17 protein-coding genes are annotated in these 16,994 nt (G+C 63.3%); 7 read left to right on the forward strand and 10 right to left on the reverse strand.

Going from position 1 to position 16,994, the window contains the following annotated elements; genetic code table 11:
• The first annotated feature begins 11 nt into the window (after window positions 1–11).
• Both GYK42_RS06960 and GYK42_RS06965 read left to right on the forward strand, forming a co-directional pair.
• On the forward strand, window positions 12–2,042 hold the full coding sequence (locus GYK42_RS06960; protein ID WP_166446876.1) for a bifunctional 2',3'-cyclic-nucleotide 2'-phosphodiesterase/3'-nucleotidase: 2,031 nt from the start codon (window positions 12–14) through the stop codon (window positions 2,040–2,042).
• Window positions 2,039–2,533, forward strand: a complete 495-nt coding sequence (locus GYK42_RS06965) for a tetratricopeptide repeat protein (protein WP_166446877.1) — start codon at window positions 2,039–2,041, stop codon at window positions 2,531–2,533. The genes GYK42_RS06960 and GYK42_RS06965 overlap by 4 nt, the downstream gene beginning before the upstream one ends.
• Here GYK42_RS06965 and GYK42_RS06970 read toward each other — a convergent pair.
• Window positions 2,530–2,943 carry a hypothetical protein gene (locus tag GYK42_RS06970; protein ID WP_166446878.1) on the reverse strand — a complete coding sequence of 138 codons (414 nt, stop codon included), beginning with the start codon at window positions 2,941–2,943 and terminating at the stop codon, window positions 2,530–2,532. The two genes, GYK42_RS06965 and GYK42_RS06970, sit on opposite strands and share 4 nt — an antisense overlap.
• Window positions 2,944–2,967: 24 nt before the next feature.
• On the reverse strand, window positions 2,968–3,876 hold the full coding sequence (locus GYK42_RS06975) for a hypothetical protein (RefSeq protein WP_166446879.1): 909 nt from the start codon (window positions 3,874–3,876) through the stop codon (window positions 2,968–2,970).
• A 390-nt stretch (window positions 3,877–4,266) separates the two neighbouring features.
• On the opposite strand from GYK42_RS06975, the gene GYK42_RS06980 reads away from it, so the two are divergent.
• The 4 genes from GYK42_RS06980 to GYK42_RS06995 all read left to right on the forward strand — a co-directional run bounded on the left by GYK42_RS06980 (window position 4,267) and on the right by GYK42_RS06995 (window position 9,084).
• Window positions 4,267–5,424, forward strand: a complete 1,158-nt coding sequence (locus GYK42_RS06980; protein ID WP_046682990.1) for an ABC transporter substrate-binding protein — start codon at window positions 4,267–4,269, stop codon at window positions 5,422–5,424.
• An 85-nt stretch (window positions 5,425–5,509) separates the two neighbouring features.
• A complete protein-coding gene (locus GYK42_RS06985; protein WP_010398938.1) occupies window positions 5,510–6,400 on the forward strand; it encodes a branched-chain amino acid ABC transporter permease in 891 nt (296 codons plus the stop codon).
• Between the two features lie 7 nt (window positions 6,401–6,407).
• A complete protein-coding gene (locus GYK42_RS06990) occupies window positions 6,408–8,351 on the forward strand; it encodes a branched-chain amino acid ABC transporter ATP-binding protein/permease (protein ID WP_166446880.1) in 1,944 nt (647 codons plus the stop codon).
• 10 nt (window positions 8,352–8,361) lie between these two features.
• A complete protein-coding gene (locus tag GYK42_RS06995; protein WP_166446881.1) occupies window positions 8,362–9,084 on the forward strand; it encodes an ABC transporter ATP-binding protein in 723 nt (240 codons plus the stop codon).
• On the opposite strand, the gene GYK42_RS07000 is transcribed toward GYK42_RS06995, so the two are convergent.
• Together GYK42_RS07000 and GYK42_RS07005 are read right to left on the reverse strand one after the other, a co-directional pair.
• A complete protein-coding gene (locus tag GYK42_RS07000) occupies window positions 9,063–9,752 on the reverse strand; it encodes a hypothetical protein (protein ID WP_166446882.1) in 690 nt (229 codons plus the stop codon). The genes GYK42_RS06995 and GYK42_RS07000 overlap by 22 nt on opposite strands.
• Before the next feature lie 146 nt (window positions 9,753–9,898).
• Window positions 9,899–10,813 carry a LysR substrate-binding domain-containing protein gene (locus GYK42_RS07005; protein ID WP_166446883.1) on the reverse strand — a complete coding sequence of 305 codons (915 nt, stop codon included), beginning with the start codon at window positions 10,811–10,813 and terminating at the stop codon, window positions 9,899–9,901.
• Window positions 10,814–10,915: 102 nt separating this feature from the next.
• Here GYK42_RS07005 and GYK42_RS07010 point away from each other — a divergent pair, with 102 nt between their 5' ends.
• On the forward strand, window positions 10,916–11,701 hold the full coding sequence (locus tag GYK42_RS07010) for an SDR family NAD(P)-dependent oxidoreductase (RefSeq protein ID WP_166446884.1): 786 nt from the start codon (window positions 10,916–10,918) through the stop codon (window positions 11,699–11,701).
• A gap of 46 nt (window positions 11,702–11,747) precedes the next feature.
• On the opposite strand, the gene GYK42_RS07015 is transcribed toward GYK42_RS07010, so the two are convergent.
• The 6 genes from GYK42_RS07015 to GYK42_RS07040 form a co-directional block, all read right to left on the reverse strand.
• Window positions 11,748–12,068: a DUF2288 domain-containing protein gene (locus tag GYK42_RS07015; protein WP_166446885.1), complete on the reverse strand. Its 321-nt coding sequence runs from the start codon at window positions 12,066–12,068 to the stop codon at window positions 11,748–11,750.
• 42 nt (window positions 12,069–12,110) lie between these two features.
• Window positions 12,111–12,818 (reverse strand): RES domain-containing protein, encoded by a 708-nt coding sequence (locus tag GYK42_RS07020; protein WP_166446886.1) that lies wholly within the window; start codon window positions 12,816–12,818, stop codon window positions 12,111–12,113.
• Window positions 12,819–12,820: 2 nt separating this feature from the next.
• Window positions 12,821–13,258: an MbcA/ParS/Xre antitoxin family protein gene (locus GYK42_RS07025; protein WP_071076812.1), complete on the reverse strand. Its 438-nt coding sequence runs from the start codon at window positions 13,256–13,258 to the stop codon at window positions 12,821–12,823.
• Window positions 13,259–13,414: 156 nt separating this feature from the next.
• Entirely contained in the window at window positions 13,415–13,831 is a 417-nt protein-coding gene (fos, locus tag GYK42_RS07030) for a fosfomycin resistance glutathione transferase (RefSeq protein WP_166446887.1), read from the reverse strand.
• Between the two features lie 119 nt (window positions 13,832–13,950).
• The gene (gene recJ, locus GYK42_RS07035; RefSeq protein ID WP_166446888.1) at window positions 13,951–15,651 is read right to left on the reverse strand and encodes a single-stranded-DNA-specific exonuclease RecJ; all 1,701 of its coding nucleotides are present in this window, start codon (window positions 15,649–15,651) and stop codon (window positions 13,951–13,953) included.
• Window positions 15,648–16,706, reverse strand: a complete 1,059-nt coding sequence (locus tag GYK42_RS07040) for a hypothetical protein (protein ID WP_166446889.1) — start codon at window positions 16,704–16,706, stop codon at window positions 15,648–15,650. Before GYK42_RS07040 ends, recJ begins: the two co-directional genes overlap by 4 nt.
• Between the last annotated feature and the right edge of the window lie 288 nt (window positions 16,707–16,994).

Here is a 16,994-nt window from a genome sequence, read left to right on the forward strand (position 1 = left end):
AGGAATACATCATGCTTCAATCTCCCCGTCTTGCCCTGTTGCCGTTGCTGCTGGCCGGCTGCGGCACCTTGCCGCCCGCCGCCACCGGTCCGGTCCAGCCATCGGCCGCGCCGGCCGGCAGCAGCGCCACCCTGGCCCTGCTGGAGACGACGGACTTGCACGCGAATGTGCTCAGTTATGATTACTACAAGCTGCAGGCGGAACCGTCGATCGGCCTGGAACGCACGGCGGCCCTGATCGCCCAGGCACGTGCGCAATTCCCGAACAACCTGTTGCTCGACAACGGCGACACCATCCAGGGCACGGCGCTGGCCGACTACCAGGCATTGGTAAAACCGCTGGCCTGCGACCAGACCCTGGCCATCTACAAGGCGATGAATTTGCTGAAAGTGGACGGCGGCGGCATCGGCAACCACGAATTCAACTACGGCCTGGCGTTCCTGAGCCAGGTGACGGGTAACCGCTTCGACGTCGACAGCGTGGACTCAGCCAAACCGCGCTGCGCCGGCCCCGCGTTCCCGCAAGTGCTGGCCAACGTCTACAGCGTCAAGACGGGTAAACCCCTGTTCGCGCCATACCACATCATAGCCAAGCAAATCACGGCCACCGGCCCCGATGGCAAGGCCATCACCGCTACCGTGAAGGTCGGCATCATCAGCTTTGCGCCGCCCACCATCATGGCCTGGGACAAGCGCTGGCTGGAAGGGCGCGTCTACACGCAGGGCGTGCGCGAGACGGCGGAAAAATTCATCCCCGAGATGCGCGCCAAGGGCGCCGAACTGGTGGTGGCGATCTCGCACGGCGGCCTCGATGACAGCCCGTATTCGCCCACCATGGAAAACGGCAATTACTACCTGTCGCAAGTGCCAGGCGTGGACGCCATGCTGATCGGCCACTCGCACCAGCTGTTCCCGAACGCGAGCAGCACGGTGCCGCAATTTAATTTGCCCGGCGTCGACAAGGTCAAAGGGCTGGTGAACGGCGTGCCGACCGTGATGGCCAATTTGTGGGGCAAGCACCTGGGCGTGATCGGCCTGCGCCTGCGCCACGACGGCAAGCAGTGGGTTGTCGACAAGCGCGCCACCACGGTGGAAGCGCGCGGCATCCAGAACGCGGACAAGAGTTATGTGGCCCCCGATCCTGCCATCGCCCAACTGGTGGCCGAGGAGCACGCGGCGACGATTGCCTACGTGCAGACGCCCGTGGGCAAGACGGACTTCCGCATGTCGACGTACTTCGCCGACGTGGGCGACGTGAGCGCCATCGAGGTGGTGAACCAGGCGCAGGCGGGCTATTTGGCTGCCTACGTCAAAGCGAACCTGCCGCAGTACGCGCACCTGCCCGTGCTGTCGATGTCGTCCCCGTTCAAGAGCGGCTCGGCCGGCGTGTCCGACTACACGGACGTCAAGGCGGGCAATGTGGCGCTCAATAACGCGGCCGATCTGTATTTGTATCCGAACGCGCTGTATGGCGTGAAGATGAATGGCGCGGAGCTGAAGGCCTGGCTGGAACAGTCGGCGCAGCGTTTCAATACCATCGATCCGAACAAGCTGGAAGCGCAGGAACTGGTCAACACGGCTCACCCGAGCTACAACTTCGACGCGATCACGAGCGCCGACGTGCGCTACCAGATCGACGTCACGCAACAGCCCGGCCAGCGTATCAAGGCGTTGACGTACAAGGGCAAGCCGGTGGACGCCAGCCAGGAATTTTTGATCGCCACCAATAACTACCGCGCCAGCGGCGGCGGCAATTTCCCTGGCCTGGACGGCAGCAAGACGGTGGTGGCCTCGCCCGACAACAACCGCGAACTCCTGATCGCTTACGTGAGCAAGGAAAAAAACCTGACGCGCGTGAAAAACGGTTCGGCGCGCAGCTGGCGCTTCGCCAAGACCGCCACGAAAGGCCCGGTGGTCTTCCATTCCGCGCCGAACGTGATCGACCTGGCGCAAGCGGCCGGCATCGACAACGTCACGCAGCTGAAGCCTGATGACGGCGCGGGCAAGGGCTTTGCGCTGTATCAGCTCGACCTGTCGAAATGATGCTGGCAAACTTGCTGCTGGCCGCCGCGCTGGCGGCGCCGGTGGCAGCGTCGCCGGCGCCGGATATCACGGTCCAGGCCAAACTGCTGATGCGCGCGAGCCCCGCCTCCCAGCCGCAGGCGCGTGCCCTGTTCGAGCATGCGGCGGGGCAGGGCGGCGGTGCGGCCGCGTATTACCTGGGGCTTATGCTGAAAAACGGCATGGGCGGGCCGCAGGACAATGCCGCCGCCATGCGCTGGCTGGAGCAGGCCGCGCAACGGGGCGTGGCGCCCGCCATGTTCATCCTGGCGAACATGCTGCAAGACAGCGACGAAGCGCGGGCGCGCCATTGGCTGGACGCCGCCTGCGACCTTGAGTATCCGGAGGCGCTGCAGCAGAAATCCGTCGCCCTGGCGGAAGGGCGCATGGGCTATGCGCACAACGAGGCACAGGCGAATTTGTACCTGAAAATGGCCACGCACGCGATGGGGCACCGTCCGCCCGAACCCTAGCTATTCTCTGCCTTCTTCGGCTTGGTCCGCAGGCTGGCCGCCGCTTCGCCAATGGCGAACGGGTCGCGCGACAGGATGGCCGCGCCCAGGTCGACCAGCCTGGCGGCCGCGCCGATGGCGGCCTTTATGTCGGCGATGCGCTTGAGCTGCTGCTTGCCCTTGGCGATGGCGCCCTCGATATCGCCGCGCGCCTGCTCCGCCCCTTCGGCCGTCAGATAGATGCCGTATGCGCGAAACAGGGACACCATCTGGTCCAGGTGGTTTTCATATTGTTCCAGCAGCGCGCGCTCGTCCGGCGCCAGCGTCTCGCGTTCGCGGATGCGCAATTCCAGCACCAGGCTCGAAGCCTGCGCCAGGCTGTCGGCGATGGCGTAGCTTTGGTCTTTCGTCAGTTCGGTCAGTTGGGCCATGGGATACTCCTGTGTGCGCGCCGCTTACCAGCGGGCGGGGGCATAGAAAACAGCCTGTTTTTGCAGCGTGTCGACCTGGCGTGAAAACTGCGCCAGCTGCTGTTCCAGTTCAGGCGCCTGCAGGCGGTCGAGATTGGCGCGCAGCGCGGCCACGCTCGCTTGCAGCGCGTCGACGGCGGCGACGTACGCGGCGACGATCTTTTCCCTTTCCTGCAATTGCCGGCCTTCCAGGTGCAGTCGCGTGCGGATGTAGTTGGCGGCCAGCGGTTCGCGCGGCGCGGCCTTGTCGACGGCGCCGCGCAACAGGTCCAGGTCGCGCAATTCATCCTGCAAGCCGGCACGGTAGCTGCGCTGCGCATACTCCTTGAGCGCATTGCTGACGATGTCGACGGCCTCCTGCTCGTCGAGCAATTCGCGCAAGGCCGATTTCTGCAGGCGTTGCGTGGCCAGGCGGCTCAGGTGCTCGCTCAATTTGACCACTTTCGACAGCTTGCCCGCATCGAGCAGGGGCGCGCCGCCGCCCGGTTGCGCCAGGCCGCCCAGCGCATCGCCGAGTCCGCCAAGCTCTTCCTTGTAGACGGGCAGCTTGTCATCGGCCAGCGCCGCCATGGTGCGGGCATAGCGCAGCAGGAGGTCGTTCAGGCTGGCGATCGACGCTGTGGCCTGCTCGATGGCGGCGCAATCGGCGCGCGCCGCCTGTTCGCTCGCTTGCGCATCGAAACGCTCGGCCAGGATCAGGCGCTTGCGCATGGCCTTGTCCATGCAGCTGTGGACGCCGCCCGCCAGCATGGGTTCGAAGTGGAGCGACATCTTTTGCGTCTGTTCGGCAAACGTGCGCACGGGCGCCAGGTTGGTGGCGCAGCCGCCCAGCAGCAGGCTGGCGATGGCGCCAAGTAGCAGGGGGTAAAGGGATGAATTCGACGGGCGCTGCATATGGCCTCCACGCGGTAGCAGTGACTGATGGGTCCGGCGCGCACGCGCTGGCATGGCCGACGTTAGCATGCTGAGGGGTGGCAGTATTGCGCCAGATCAGTGGCCAGGAGAATCGCCGAGCTCGCCTTTTTGCCTGTCGCGTTTTGCCACAGGACTGTTGCCCGATGGTGCAAGGTGCTCCAATTTGCGCCATATTTTCCTTACAAAAGACTGACATCGGCCAGCAATCTGGTCTTTTTCGCATGTTGTTTTCGCATGTTGCGACGCGTCATATGTAGTTGTTGCTGGGGCATGTTTACTCACCTACAATGATTTATCGATGGGGCGGTTATCCAGCGTACGACTATAAAAATAAGTGGCATTAAAAACGTTGTATCAGAGGAGATGACAATGAATTTGAAACAGAAATTGCTCGTGGCAAGTTTGGTTTTGGGTTTCTCGCAGGCGGCGGTCGCAGCCGACCCCATCAAGATCGGCGTGTCCGGTCCGTTCACGGGCGGTTCCGCGCCGATGGGCGTGTCGATGCGCGACGGCGTCAAGCTGGCCGTGGCTGAAATCAATGCCAAGGGTGGCGTACTGGGCCGTTCCCTGCTGCTGATCGAGCGCGACGACGAAGCGAAGAACGAACGCGGCGTGCAGATCGCCCAGGAACTCATCAACAAGGAAAAGGTCGCCGCCACCGTCGGCTACATCAATACGGGCGTGGCCCTGGCTTCGCAGCGCTTCTACCAGGAAGCGAAAATTCCCGTCATGAACAATGTGGCGACGGGTTCCATCGTCACCAAGCAATTCGCCGACCAGCCGGAAAACTACATTTTCCGCAATGCGGCCAATGACACCATCCAGTCCGGCATGATCGTGCATGAGGCGATCGAGAACCGCAAGTTCAAGAAAGTGGCGATCCTGGCCGACTCCACCAACTATGGCCAGCTGGGCCGTGAAGACCTGGAAAAGGCGCTCGACAAGAAGGGCATCAAGCCCGTCGTCGTGGAAAAATACAACATCAAGGACGTCGACATGACGGCCCAGCTGCTGAAAGCCAAGCAGGCGGGCGCGGAAGTCGTGCTGACCTACGGCATCGGCCCGGAGCTGGCGCAGATCGCCAACGGCATGGAAAAACTGGGCTGGAAAGTGCCGCTGATCGGCAGCTGGACCCTGGCCATGGGTAACTTCATCGACAACGCGGGCAAGAACGGCAATGGCACGCGCATGCCGCAAACCTTCATCCAGGACGCCAGCACGCCGAAGCGCAAGGCTTTCATCGACGCCTATGTGGCCGCCTACAAGCCCTCGGGCGGACGCATGCCGTCGGCCGTCTCGGCCGCGCAAGGCTACGATTCGATCTACCTGCTGGCCGCGGCCATCACGCAGGCAGGCGGCACGGACGGCCCGAAAGTGCGCGCCGCGCTGGAAAACCTGAATGAAAAAGTGGAAGGCGCCGTCACCACCTACAACAAGCCGTTCAGCAAGACCAACCATGAGGCGATCACGGCCGACCTGACGGTCTTCGGTGAGGTCAAGGACGGCAAAGTCGTCCTCGCGAAATAAGCCTGGCAGACATTCGCCGCGCAGTGGCCAGCCTTGAGGAATCAGGACTGGCCATTTTTTCATCGTTCGTCTTCCGGGGAATACCATGGAAATCTTCCTGCAGCTCGTCTTCAGCGGCATCGCGCTGGGCATGATCTATGCCGTCATCGCCTTCGGCTACCAGCTGACCTTTGCCACTTCCGGCACCCTCAATTTCGGCCAGGGCGAATCCCTGATGCTGGGCGCGCTCGTGGGCCTTTCCCTGGTGGGCACCATCCACGGCGGCCCGTACATGAGCTATCTCTTGATGATCCCCATCGTCATCGTCTTCGGCGCCTTGCAGGGTGTGTTCGTCGAATGGATAGGTGTGCGGCCCGCCATCAAGATCAAGTCCGAATTCGGCTGGATCATGTCGACCATCGCGCTGGCCATCATTTTCAAGAACGTGGCGGAAAACATCTGGGGCAAGGACGACCTGATGTTCCCGTCGCCGCTGTCGGCCGCGCCGTTTCAGGTGTTCGGCGCCAACGTGCAGCAGATGCAGGTGGCCGTCATCGTCGGCGCGCTGGCCATCATGCTGGCCGTCGAAGTGTTCAACCGCAAATCGATCTATGGCAAGGCCGTCGTGGCGACCGCCAACGACCGCGATGCGGCCGGCCTGATGGGCATCAACACGGGCATGGTCATCACGTTTTCCTACGCTCTGTCGTCGGCCACGGCCGCCTTTGCCGGCGTGCTGGTGGCGCCGCTGACACTGACGGGGGCCACCATGGGCGCCTCGCTGGGTTTGAAAGCGTTTGCCGTGGCCATCATCGGCGGGCTGACGTCGGGCGTGGGCGCCATCGTCGGCGGACTGATCCTGGGTATCGCGGAAACGACCACCGGCTACTACATCTCCACCGGCTACAAGGAAGTGCCTGGCCTGCTGCTCCTGCTGCTGGTGCTGGCCGTCAAGCCGTCCGGCCTGTTCGGCAAAGCCGCGATCAAGAAAGTCTGAGGACCACATGAACAACAAAATCACCATGCTGGCGCTGAGCGCGGCGGGACTTGCCGCGCTTGCGCTGTTCCCCATCGTCATCCCGAACCCGTATTACATCCACCTGGCCGAGACCATCCTGATCTACGCCATCCTGCTGTTCGGCCTCGATATCGTCGTCGGCTACACGGGGCAGGTGTCGCTGGGCCACGCGGGCCTGTTCGGCATCGGCTCGTACGTCACGGGCGTGTTGGTGTTCAAGCTGGGCGTGTCGTTCTGGCTGGCCATCCCCGCCAGCATCCTGGGTGCGGCCGTGTTTGGCGCCATCCTGGCCTTGCCGGCCTTGCGCGTGACGGGCCCGTACCTGGCGATGGTGACGCTGGCCTTCGGCACCATCGTGCAAATCCTGATCAATGAAATGAGCTTCCTCACGGAAGGGCCGATGGGCATCAAGATCCACAAGCCCGTCCTGTTCGGCCACAAACTGACGGAGGTCGAGTACTACTACATGGTCGCCGCGCTGCTGGTGATCTCGCTGGTGGTGGTGCACCGCATCCTGAAGTCGAACCTGGGCCGCGCGTTCGAAGCCTTGCGCGACAGCCCCATCGCCTCGGACTGCATGGGCGTGTCCGTGTACCGCTACAAGGTGTACGCCTTCGTCATCAGCGCCGGTTTCGCGGGCCTGGCCGGTAGCCTGTATGCGTATTCGGAAGAGTACATCTCGCCCAATACCTACAACTTCGAGCTGACGATCTTGTTCCTGCTGGCCGTCATCATGGGCGGACGCAAGACCCGTTCGGGCGCGCTGATCGGCGCCCTGATCGTCGTTATGCTGCCGAGCCTCTTGTCGGACATCGAGTTGTTCCGCAAGATTGCCGTCGGCGCCGCCGTGCTGGGCGTGATCGGCTCCGCCTTCATGCTGGCGAAAAAGCGTTCCACTCTGCGCGGCGTGATCGTGCCCCTGGTGGCCACCATCGGCCTGGCCGCGTTTTCCTACAAACTGGAAAACATGGTCGACTGGCGTCTGACCATCTTCGGTTTGATGACGCTGTTCGTCGTGTACTACCTGCAGGATGGCATCGTCGGCTTCTTGATGAGCTTTATCGGCAAGGGCCGGCGCCATGTGCAAGCCGTCGCTTCGCACGGCGTGGCGCCGTTCGACCATGCGCAGGGCGGGCAGCAGGGCGCGACCCTGCTGCGCGTGGATCAGGCCCTGATGCAGTTCGGCGGCCTGAAAGCGCTGAACCAGGTGGACCTGAACGTCACGCAAGGCTCCGTGCACGGCTTGATCGGGCCGAACGGCTCGGGCAAGAGCACGATGATGAACGTGCTCACGGGGATCTACAAGCCGACGGCGGGCAAGGTGGAATTTGCCGGCGCCGTGATCTCCGGCCGCACGCCGTCCGAGATCGCGCTGGGCGGCGTGGCGCGCACCTTCCAGAACGTGCAGCTGTTCGGCGAGATGACGGCCACCGAGAACGTGCTGGTGGGCCTGCACAACACCTTCAAGTCGAACGTGCTGGACGTGATGCTGCATACGCCCCGCTACAAGCGCGAAGAGACGGCCGCGCGCGAGCGGGCCGCCAGCATTCTCGAATTCGTGGGCCTGGCCGACCTGGCCAACGAAGAGGCGCGCAATCTGCCGTATGGCAAGCAGCGGCTGCTGGAAATCGGCCGCGCGCTGGGCCTCAACCCACGTTTGCTGCTGCTCGACGAGCCGGCGGCGGGCCTGACGGCGCCCGACATCAAGGAGCTGATGGCCATCATCCGCAAGATCCGCGAGCACGGCATCACCATCATCCTGATCGAGCACCACATGGACGTGGTGATGGCCCTGTCCGACGTGGTGACGGTGCTGGACTTCGGCCAGAAGATCGCGGAAGGCGCGCCCGCGCTTGTCCAGAGCGATCCGAAAGTGATCGAAGCCTACCTGGGCGGCAGCGCCGAAACCCTGGCGCCAGCGGCGCACTGAGAGGAAGACCATGCTGACCATTCAAAATTTGCACGCCGCCTACGGCAAAGTCGAAGTCCTGCACGGCATTTCGCTCGACGTCCCGAAGGGCAAGCTGGTGACCCTGATCGGCTCGAACGGCGCTGGCAAGACCACCACCATGCGCGCCATCTCCGGCATGCTGAAACCGAAATCCGGCACTGTCACCCTGGGCGGCAAGGACGTCACGGGCCTCGATTCGCACAAGATCGCGCGTGCGGGCCTGGCCCATTCGCCGGAAGGGCGGCGCGTGTTCGCCTCGATGTCGGTGACGGACAACCTGCTGCTGGGCGCCTTCCCCCGCTTTACGCGGGCGCGCCCGAAAGGCGATATCAAGCGCGACCTGGACAAGGCCCTGGAGCTGTTCCCTCGCCTGAAGGAGCGGCGCGACCAGCTGGCCGGCACCTTGTCGGGCGGCGAGCAGCAAATGCTGGCCATGGCCCGCGCCGTGATGCTGAACCCGGAAGTGATACTGCTGGACGAGCCGTCGATGGGCCTGGCGCCCATCCTGGTGGAAGAAGTCTTCCGCATCATCACGCGCCTGAAGGCCGAAGGCGTGACCATGCTGCTGGTCGAGCAATTCGCCGCCGCCGCCTTGAACGTGGCCGACTACGGCTACGTGCTGGAAAACGGCAGCATCTCGGTGCACGGGCCGGCCGAGAGCCTGAAAAACGATCCGAAGGTGATCGCAGCTTACCTGGGCGGCGGACACTGAGCCCATAACGCCTCGAAACGTGCATCGGGTGGGTGCAGCAGCAGGACGCACTGCAGTGATGGGGCTGGTTCGAAGAACAGGCTGTAGCCGTTGCCGAAAATGCCAGGTCCCGCCAGCGTGTGGGTCCACCTGACGGTGGCGGATGCCGGTGTGATGCGCGTGTAGGTGACCGTCCTGCTGTCGCCGTCGATATCGTTGATATCGTACTGCGCTTCGAACGGCGCCAGTGCGCGCGCGCTTTTAAGCTGTCTGTTGACCAGGCGCCGGGCCAGGGTGCGCCACAGCCATTCCCACGGCTGCTGCTGCCAGACGACAATGCGCGGCACGAATACCAGCAGAACCAGGATCGTGCCGAAGAGCACCATGCAGGCAATATCGAGCCGATATCCGTGCAGATCCAGGCCACCAGTCAGGGCAAAGGCCATGGCGGTGGCCAGGCCTATCACGCTGCCCCACACCATCACGACATGCAGCCTGGGCGACTGCGCAAACGCCTGTTGCATTTGCCGCTGGCTGGCCTGCAAGCGCTGTTCGACCCCGCCGCGCACCCTGTTCGCCAGCAGCCTGGCATGGAAATGTGCTTCGAGTTCGGGCGCGATGCGTTCGAGGGCGTCCGCGTCGATGAGCGTGCGCAGGCGCAGGAGAGGGTGATCTGGGTTGGCTTGCATGCGGGATCAGGTGGCGACAAGTGGTGGCCGCCATGTTAACCGATAGGCTGCGGCCTGGTGCGCACTGCTGTTTCCCTTGCATTCTGCAGGCGGCAGCACGCTACGGCTGAAGATCGAGCACAGCCTGTAGCGCGAAGCAGGTCCGGCTAGAGTGGCGCTGGCGTCTGCAGCATCGATGGCCTGGTGACGCGGGCGATCCAGTTCAATACCATGTCCACCCGGGGCGCGAGGTGGCGGCGGTGCGGCATCAATAGCGTGACCGGCGTTGGCGGCGCACGAAATGCGGACAGAACCTGTACCAGCTGGCCACTGTCCAGCAGGCGCTGGTTGGTTGGCAGTGCCGCCTGCATGATGCCCAGCCCGTTCAGGCAGGCCGACTGCATGAAGGTCGAGCTATTGACCGCCAGCGCACTGCGCATCGGCACGGCCTCTGGCGCGCCGTCGACCACGCAGCGCAGCGCCGCCTCCTCGTTGCGCAGGTTGCCCGCGTAGTACACCAGCCGGTGGGCCGCCAGATCGGCCAGCGTATGCGGCGTGCCATGTGCTTCCAGGTAGGCCGGACTGGCGAGATTGGCCATGTCCATCAGTCCCAGCGGCCGGGCCACCAGGTCCGAGTCGGGCAGCGGCCCGATCCTGATCAGCGCATCGAATCCTTCTCGCACCATGTCCACGCGGCGGTCGTTGGTGCTGATGCCCAGGTCGAGCTGCGGGTGGGCCGCCAGCAGCGCCGGCAGGTGCGGCATCAGCAGTTCCTGGGCGAACAGGCTGGGCATGTCGATGCGCACACGGCCGCGTATTTCGCCGGCAGCCAGCTGGAACATGCCTTGCAACTGCTCGGCATCGGTCAGCAGTTCCTTGCAGCGCACCAGGAACAGCTCCCCTTCAGGCGTGAGCCGCACGCTGCGCGTGGTCCGTTGCAGCAGGCGGCCGCCCACTTTACCTTCCAGCGCTTGCACCACGGTCGATACCCGTCCCTTGGCCATGCCCAGCTGGTCGGCGGCCCTGGTAAAACTGCCCAGTTCGGCCACCCGGCAAAAAATCCTCAGTTCTGACAAGTCCACGATTGTTCTCTATTGGGAAACAGTCATTTCATTTTAAACCGATTTATTAACGCTAAGCGAAACGATACAGTGATCACCTCTTTCACCGTTCAAGGAAACATCATGACCAGCACCGTATCGACCTCCGTTCCGACCCAACGCATCGCGCTGATCACGGGCGCCAGCCGTGGCATAGGGCGCAGCACGGCGCTGCACCTTGCCCGGCAGGGCGTCGACGTCATCATCACTTATCTGAATCGCGCCGGACAGGCCGACGACGTCGTGCGCCAAGTACGGGCGCTGGGACGGCGCGCCGTGGCGCTGCAGCTCGATGTGGGCGCATCGGCCACCTTCGCCGGTTTTGCCGACCAGGTTCGCAGCACGCTGGCCGGTACCTGGCAGCGCGAGCGCTTCGATTACCTGGTCAACAATGCCGGCGGCGGCGTGTACGCGACACTGGCCGACACTACCGAAGAACAGTTCGACCTGATGATCAACACCCACCTGAAGGGGACGTTCTTCCTGACGCAAAAGCTGCTGCCGCTGCTCGCCGACGGCGGCCGCATCCTCAACACTTCGTCGGGCCTGACCCGCTTTGCGTTCGCCGGCTATGCCGCCTACGGCGCGGCCAAGGGTGGCATCGATGTGCTCACGCGCTATATGGCGCTGGAGCTGGGACCGCGCGGCATCAGTGTCAATGCGGTGGCGCCCGGTCCCACGGAAACCGACTTCGGCGGCGGTGCGGTGCGCGATGACAGTGCCCTCCAGCAGCAACTGGCGGCGATGACCGCGCTGGGGCGCACCGCTGTGCCGGACGACATCGGCGCCATGGCCTCTGCCTTGCTGGTCGAGAGCAGCGGCTGGGTCACCGGGCAGCGCATCGAAGCGTCGGGCGGCATGCTGCTGTAAGAGCTTCAGATGTGTTTGGGAATATTGACGGGCGTGGGCGCCGGCGTCAATGTCTGGTGGGCTTTTCCTGCTGCACCAGAATGAACGGGCTGACGACGACGGCCCATAGCGAGCTATCGGCGGCCTGCCAGTCCAGCGCCTGCTGGTCGGAGACTTTGGCTACCTTGCCGTCGACCATCCATTGCGTGATGGTGGCCTTGTCGTCGTGCGAGATGCGCACGGCCACTTCGACCAGATCAAGTTCATTGGCGACCCAGACGACATTGCCTTGGGCGAAGTGCTTTTCCAGTTCGCTCCAGGCCAGGCGGGCCGTTTCGCTGTTTACTTTGAGGCGCAGTTCGGTGTCTTTTTCAGGATTGGTTTGCATGTGAGATCAGGTTGCGGTGAGTCGGGTGCCGATGCGTGCGCTTTATTTGCCTGGCAAGGCTTCCACGTGCGGTATCGGCGTACCCTGCCATGTTAACCGATAGGCGGCGCCTTTGCGAACATTGCCCACGAGGGCAGGGCGGAAGCAGGCCAGGTTGGTGCCGCCGGCCAGCCGGGTGCTGGGAAAGATGATGCCCATGGAGCCGGCCTCAAGCAGGATGGCGGCCAGGTCTTGCGAGGCGATGTAGCTGGCCGGGTCGAGGCAGGCCGCATAGCGCTCCTGGCCGCGCAAGTCGTGGAAGCTGGCGGAGAAATCGGCCAGCAGCGACTGGTAGTTGACGCTGTCGTCGAAATAGTCGATTTCCTGGTATTCCACGGTTTTATGGAAAATGATTTCGGCCAGCGCCGTTTTCATGTCGAAGGCGCAATACCAAGCGCCCCGTTCGCCATCGTTGAAGCGCGCTCCTTCCGGGCGGGCATACGTGTACGCGGCGTTGATGATGCGAAAGTGCGGCACGCCAAAAACCAGTTCGTCCACGCCAATTCCTGGCGCGCCGCCATACTCGGCCACAAGGCGCGCGTTGGTGGCGTTATCGAGCTCGAACAGCTCGCGCAGGTGATCATCGTCCTCGGCCAAGGGCGCCAGTACGGAGTCTTCCATGTCGGCAAAGCGAGAGGGAATCAGGCGGCAAGTGTCGATCTGGCGCAGCGCGGCCAGCGGCGGCAGGTGGGTATTCGAGGCTGCAGTCACGATTACAGTCCTCCGCGGCGCGCGTCGAGCAGCTTGCGCACCGTCTGCATGGCCAGCAAGCCGCCGGCCAGCATTTGCGACAGGGGCGTGCGGCCGCCGAAGATGGGATTTTTGTTGGGCAAACTCACCCATTCGTCGGCCAGCTTGTCGCCGTACAGGATGTGCAAGGCTTTATAAATGCCCAGCAAATAGGAAATGCGCGTGATGCGGTCCACTTCCAGCACGCGATCCGGGTGCTTCTTCCACTCGTACCAGGCGCTGCTGGACAAGCCGCCCAGCAGTTCGCGCGCATCGTCGTCACGCAGTTTCCATGCGGCGGCCAGCTTGAAAAAACCCTTCAGTGCCGCCTGCGACAATCGCTCGCGCTCGGCTTTGGCGTTCAAGTCGACGAGCACGGCCGGTTCGAAGCGGCTCTTGGGGTAGGCGTAGGCAAGATTCATAATAAACTCCTTTTATGGATGAATATTACTCCTTTTTTGCAATTTATGCTGTCCTCTTCCAAATGTGCGCGCCAATACCCTCAGAGTGCCTAACAGAACCGTAGTGAGCATTGGAGGCCACAAATCGCGACGCGCAGTAGCTTATGTTAGGTGCTCTTAGTCTTCAAAGAATTGCATGCCGGCATAGGGCGCCGCGCGGCAGGCTGCCAGCCGCTGCGCCAGGCTGCCCGCATGGGCTTCCAGTTGGTGGCCGTCCGGATCGAGGAAATACACGGAATCGCCGGCGCTGCGGTTTTGCTGCCATTCGGACACGCCGGCGGCGCGCAGGCGGGCGGCAAACGGGGCGAAGTCGGCGGGCGCGATGGAAAACGCGTAATGCGTGTAGCCTGGGCTGGCCAGCACGGCAGTGCCTTCTTGGTCCAGCGACAGGCATAGCCACAAGTCGCCGGCCGACAGATACGCGCCCCTGTCCCAGCGCGCATGCAGGCGCAGGCCCAGGGTGTCGCGGTAAAAGACGACGCTGCGCGCCAGGTCGCGCACGGACAGGGTGAAGTGGTTCAGGCCGGTCAGCATGGTGCTGCTTTCAGGTGGTGTTTAGGGGTGTTCCAGCCATCGTTGTACCGAGCAAGAATAAGATCACAAACGTTGCAACGCCTGACAGTACCGACGCCGGCAGGTACTGTCAGGTGTCACTACACAGGTTCGGCGTGTTCCACCATGAGTTGTACTTTCGTCGTGCCATTGTATTCATTCGCATCGAGCCTGAACGCCACGCGCGTGCGTTCGCCCAGGGCGTCCGTATGCCCGAACCAGATGGCGTCGAAGCGCACGCCGTTCTTTTCCAGCAGCAGTTTCAGATGGCGCTCTTTGAGGATGCGCTGGCTGACGACGCGGAATTCGTCGCAGAAGACGGGCGGGGCGAAGCCCTGGCCCCACACTTGCCCATCCATGAGCTCGATGAAGGCCGTCGTGTAGTAGGCGTCTTCCAGCGGGCCGTCCGTTTCCACCACCCGTTCCAGCTGCTGCTGGCTGAGCCAGGCCTGGCCCACGGCTTCGAAAGCCTTGGAAAAAGCGTCGAAAGCGTCGGCGCGGATGGTCAAGCCCGCCGCCATGGCGTGGCCGCCGAACTTGTCGATCAGGCTCGGCGCCCGTTTCGACACGAGGTCGAGCGCGTCGCGCAAGTGGAAGCCGGGAATCGAGCGGCCCGAACCCTTGATCCAGCCGTCCGCGCCGGGTGCGAACGTGATGGTCGGACGGTAGAATTTTTCTTTCAGGCGCGAGGCCACGATGCCGATCACGCCCTGGTGCCACGATTCATCGAAGACGCTGATGGTGCTGCTGTTGGCCGGCTCGAACGTATCGAGGTGCAACAGGGCCGTGTCCTGCATTTCCGCCTCGATTTCGCGGCGCTTCAAATTGATGTCGTTCAACTGCTGCGCCAGCGCCCAGGCGCGGCCTTCGTCGTCCGTGACCAGGCATTCGATGCCCAGCGACATGTCTTGCAGGCGGCCGGCCGCGTTCAGGCGTGGTCCCAGGGCAAAGCCCAGGTCGAACGGCGTGGCGCTGCGCGCTTCGCGGCCCGCCACGCGGAACAGGGCGGCCACGCCAGCGTGCATATTGCCCTTGCGCATGCGTTTGAGACCTTGCGCGACGAGAATGCGGTTGTTCGTATCGAGACGCACGACGTCAGCCACCGTGCCCAGCGCCACCAGGTCGAGCAGGTTGTCGAGCTTGGGTTGCGTTTGCGCATCAAAGAGGCCGCGCCGGCGCATTTCCGCGCGCAGGGCCAGCAAGACGTAGAACACGACGCCCACGCCCGCCAGATGTTTACTGGGGAAACCGCAGGCGGGCTGGTTCGGATTGACGATGACGGCCGCGTCGGGCAGGGTGTCGGCCGGCAAATGGTGGTCGGTGACGACCACCTGGATGCCGCGCCGGTTCGCTTCGGCCACGCCGTCGATGCTGGCGATGCCGTTGTCGACGGTGATGATGATGTCGGGCGACTTTTCGCGGGCCGTCAGTTCGACGATTTCCGGCGTCAGGCCGTAGCCATACTCGAAACGGTTGGGCACGATGAAATCGACGTCGGCGCCCATGGCGCGCAAGCCGCGGATGGCCACGGCGCAGGCGGTGGCGCCGTCGCAATCGTAGTCGGCCACGATGACCATGCGCTTCTTGGCGGCAATGGCGTCGGCCAGGAAGACACCGGCCGCGTCGATGTGCAGCAAGCCGGATGGCGGTATCAAGTCTTTCGGCTCGATCGAGAGTTCTTTCGCGTCGGACAGGCCGCGCGACGCGTACAAGCGGGCCAGCACGGGATGGATGCCGCCCTGGCGCAGCAATTCGGATTCGCGGTAGGGGCAGGGACGGGTGGCGATGCGGGTACGGGTCATGATGCTTTCAACTTGTTCAGGGTAATCGCGCGCCAGAATTTGCGCTGCGCGTGCTTGCTGGTGGTGCAGTCCAGCCATGCGTCGCGGTGGCTCAGCACCAGGCGCAACTGTCCCAGGCGGCCATCCTTCAATGCCGCCAGCAGGGGCGCGAACCAGTCCTTTTCCAGCGCTTGCAACTGTTGCAGCCACATGCCCCATTCCTGCGCCTGTGCCGCTTCGGTCAAGCCACCCAGCACGACGATTGCATCGGATTGGTCCGCCAGCACACTGTTTGGACTGGCATTGCGCCGTGCCGGTTCCGCCAGCGCGGCCAGCCAGCCCGGTGCGTCCTGCGTATGCAGGCTGGCCGCGCAGCGCGCAGATGCAGATGCCGCCGCGGCCACGCTCCCGCCCCAGATCCAGAAGGAATTGATGGCTTTCAAGCCCCGTTCCTCGCGCGCCGCATTGACGGGATGCTCATGCCACAGCATCTGCACTTCGTTTTGCAGGCGGCGCGCCGCGCGCGCATGCTCGCCTTCCGGCATCCACACGGACAGGTCTTGCGTGGTGGCCGCGTCCGGCGTGGCGCACTGCAAGTCGGACCAGGCGTCGGCGCGCATGAACCAGGTGCCCGCGTCGCCATACGCCAGGGGCTGGCCGATCTCGTCGAAATACGGGCGCGCCGTGTCGAACAGGGTGCGGCCGTCGGCCTCGCTCAGCTTGAGCTGGCGCAAATCTTCCAGGCTGATATGGCTGCGGGCGATGGCCAGGTGGGCCGGATGCAGCACGAAGTAGCGCGCGCCCGGTTCCGGCACGAGGCCGTAGCCGCGCATGGCCTGGGCGGCAAAGGCGGCCTGCGCCCCTTCGCCGTTGGGCGCGGGCGACAGGGCCAAGGCGTGCGCCAGCCACGCTTCGTGCGGCAGCAGGCGGTTGGCGTTGTCAAAGGGTTCTAAATTGCAAGTGGAGGTGCGCGACAGCAGCGCCGCCAGCGCGGGCGCCTGCAAGACCTTGAGCAGGTCGGCAGCCAGTTCGGCATTGGGCAAGGCGAAGGGCAAGACGAGGGTAAGTTGATTCATCCCGAGATTGTAGGCGATTGTGGTGCGGGCCGAAAAGGCGCATCTGTTTTCGAGCCTGCGATGGCAACACCGGCGGTGCTGGAAATGCACAAAAATTATAAAAATTTTATTTATATTGATGGAAATTAATTTGCTTTTGAAAAGATAGTGGATATAATTGCGACAACTTAAATATCAGAAATACAATCACCCCCTGCTGCGTGGTTGCGTCGTCTGGCTCCTGTGTCCCTCGAAACTGTATACAAGATCTGCCGGCTTCATTTTTTAAACAAGTCTCTTCTTGGAAGC

The sequence above is a fragment of the Janthinobacterium lividum genome, assembly GCF_011601275.1.
In the GTDB taxonomy this organism is placed as follows: Bacteria; Pseudomonadota; Gammaproteobacteria; order Burkholderiales; family Burkholderiaceae_D; genus Janthinobacterium; species Janthinobacterium lividum_E.

Bases quoted from the DNA above. Each gene is read 5' to 3' on its own strand.
- GYK42_RS06985 (WP_010398938.1), top strand. From the start codon at position 5,510: ATGGAAATCTTCCTGCAGCTCGTCTTCAGCGGCATCGCGCTGGGCATG.
- GYK42_RS07010 (WP_166446884.1), top strand. From the start codon at position 10,916: ATGACCAGCACCGTATCGACCTCCGTTCCGACCCAACGCATCGCGCTG.
- GYK42_RS06990 (WP_166446880.1), top strand. From the start codon at position 6,408: ATGAACAACAAAATCACCATGCTGGCGCTGAGCGCGGCGGGACTTGCC.
- GYK42_RS06975 (WP_166446879.1), bottom strand. From the start codon at position 3,876: ATGCAGCGCCCGTCGAATTCATCCCTTTACCCCCTGCTACTTGGCGCC.
- GYK42_RS06970 (WP_166446878.1), bottom strand. From the start codon at position 2,943: ATGGCCCAACTGACCGAACTGACGAAAGACCAAAGCTACGCCATCGCC.
- GYK42_RS06995 (WP_166446881.1), top strand. From the start codon at position 8,362: ATGCTGACCATTCAAAATTTGCACGCCGCCTACGGCAAAGTCGAAGTC.
- GYK42_RS07040 (WP_166446889.1), bottom strand. From the start codon at position 16,706: ATGAATCAACTTACCCTCGTCTTGCCCTTCGCCTTGCCCAATGCCGAA.
- GYK42_RS07000 (WP_166446882.1), bottom strand. From the start codon at position 9,752: ATGCAAGCCAACCCAGATCACCCTCTCCTGCGCCTGCGCACGCTCATC.
- fos (WP_166446887.1), bottom strand. From the start codon at position 13,831: ATGCTGACCGGCCTGAACCACTTCACCCTGTCCGTGCGCGACCTGGCG.
- GYK42_RS06960 (WP_166446876.1), top strand. From the start codon at position 12: ATGCTTCAATCTCCCCGTCTTGCCCTGTTGCCGTTGCTGCTGGCCGGC.
- GYK42_RS06980 (WP_046682990.1), top strand. From the start codon at position 4,267: ATGAATTTGAAACAGAAATTGCTCGTGGCAAGTTTGGTTTTGGGTTTC.
- recJ (WP_166446888.1), bottom strand. From the start codon at position 15,651: ATGACCCGTACCCGCATCGCCACCCGTCCCTGCCCCTACCGCGAATCC.
- GYK42_RS07025 (WP_071076812.1), bottom strand. From the start codon at position 13,258: ATGAATCTTGCCTACGCCTACCCCAAGAGCCGCTTCGAACCGGCCGTG.
- GYK42_RS06965 (WP_166446877.1), top strand. From the start codon at position 2,039: ATGATGCTGGCAAACTTGCTGCTGGCCGCCGCGCTGGCGGCGCCGGTG.
- GYK42_RS07015 (WP_166446885.1), bottom strand. From the start codon at position 12,068: ATGCAAACCAATCCTGAAAAAGACACCGAACTGCGCCTCAAAGTAAAC.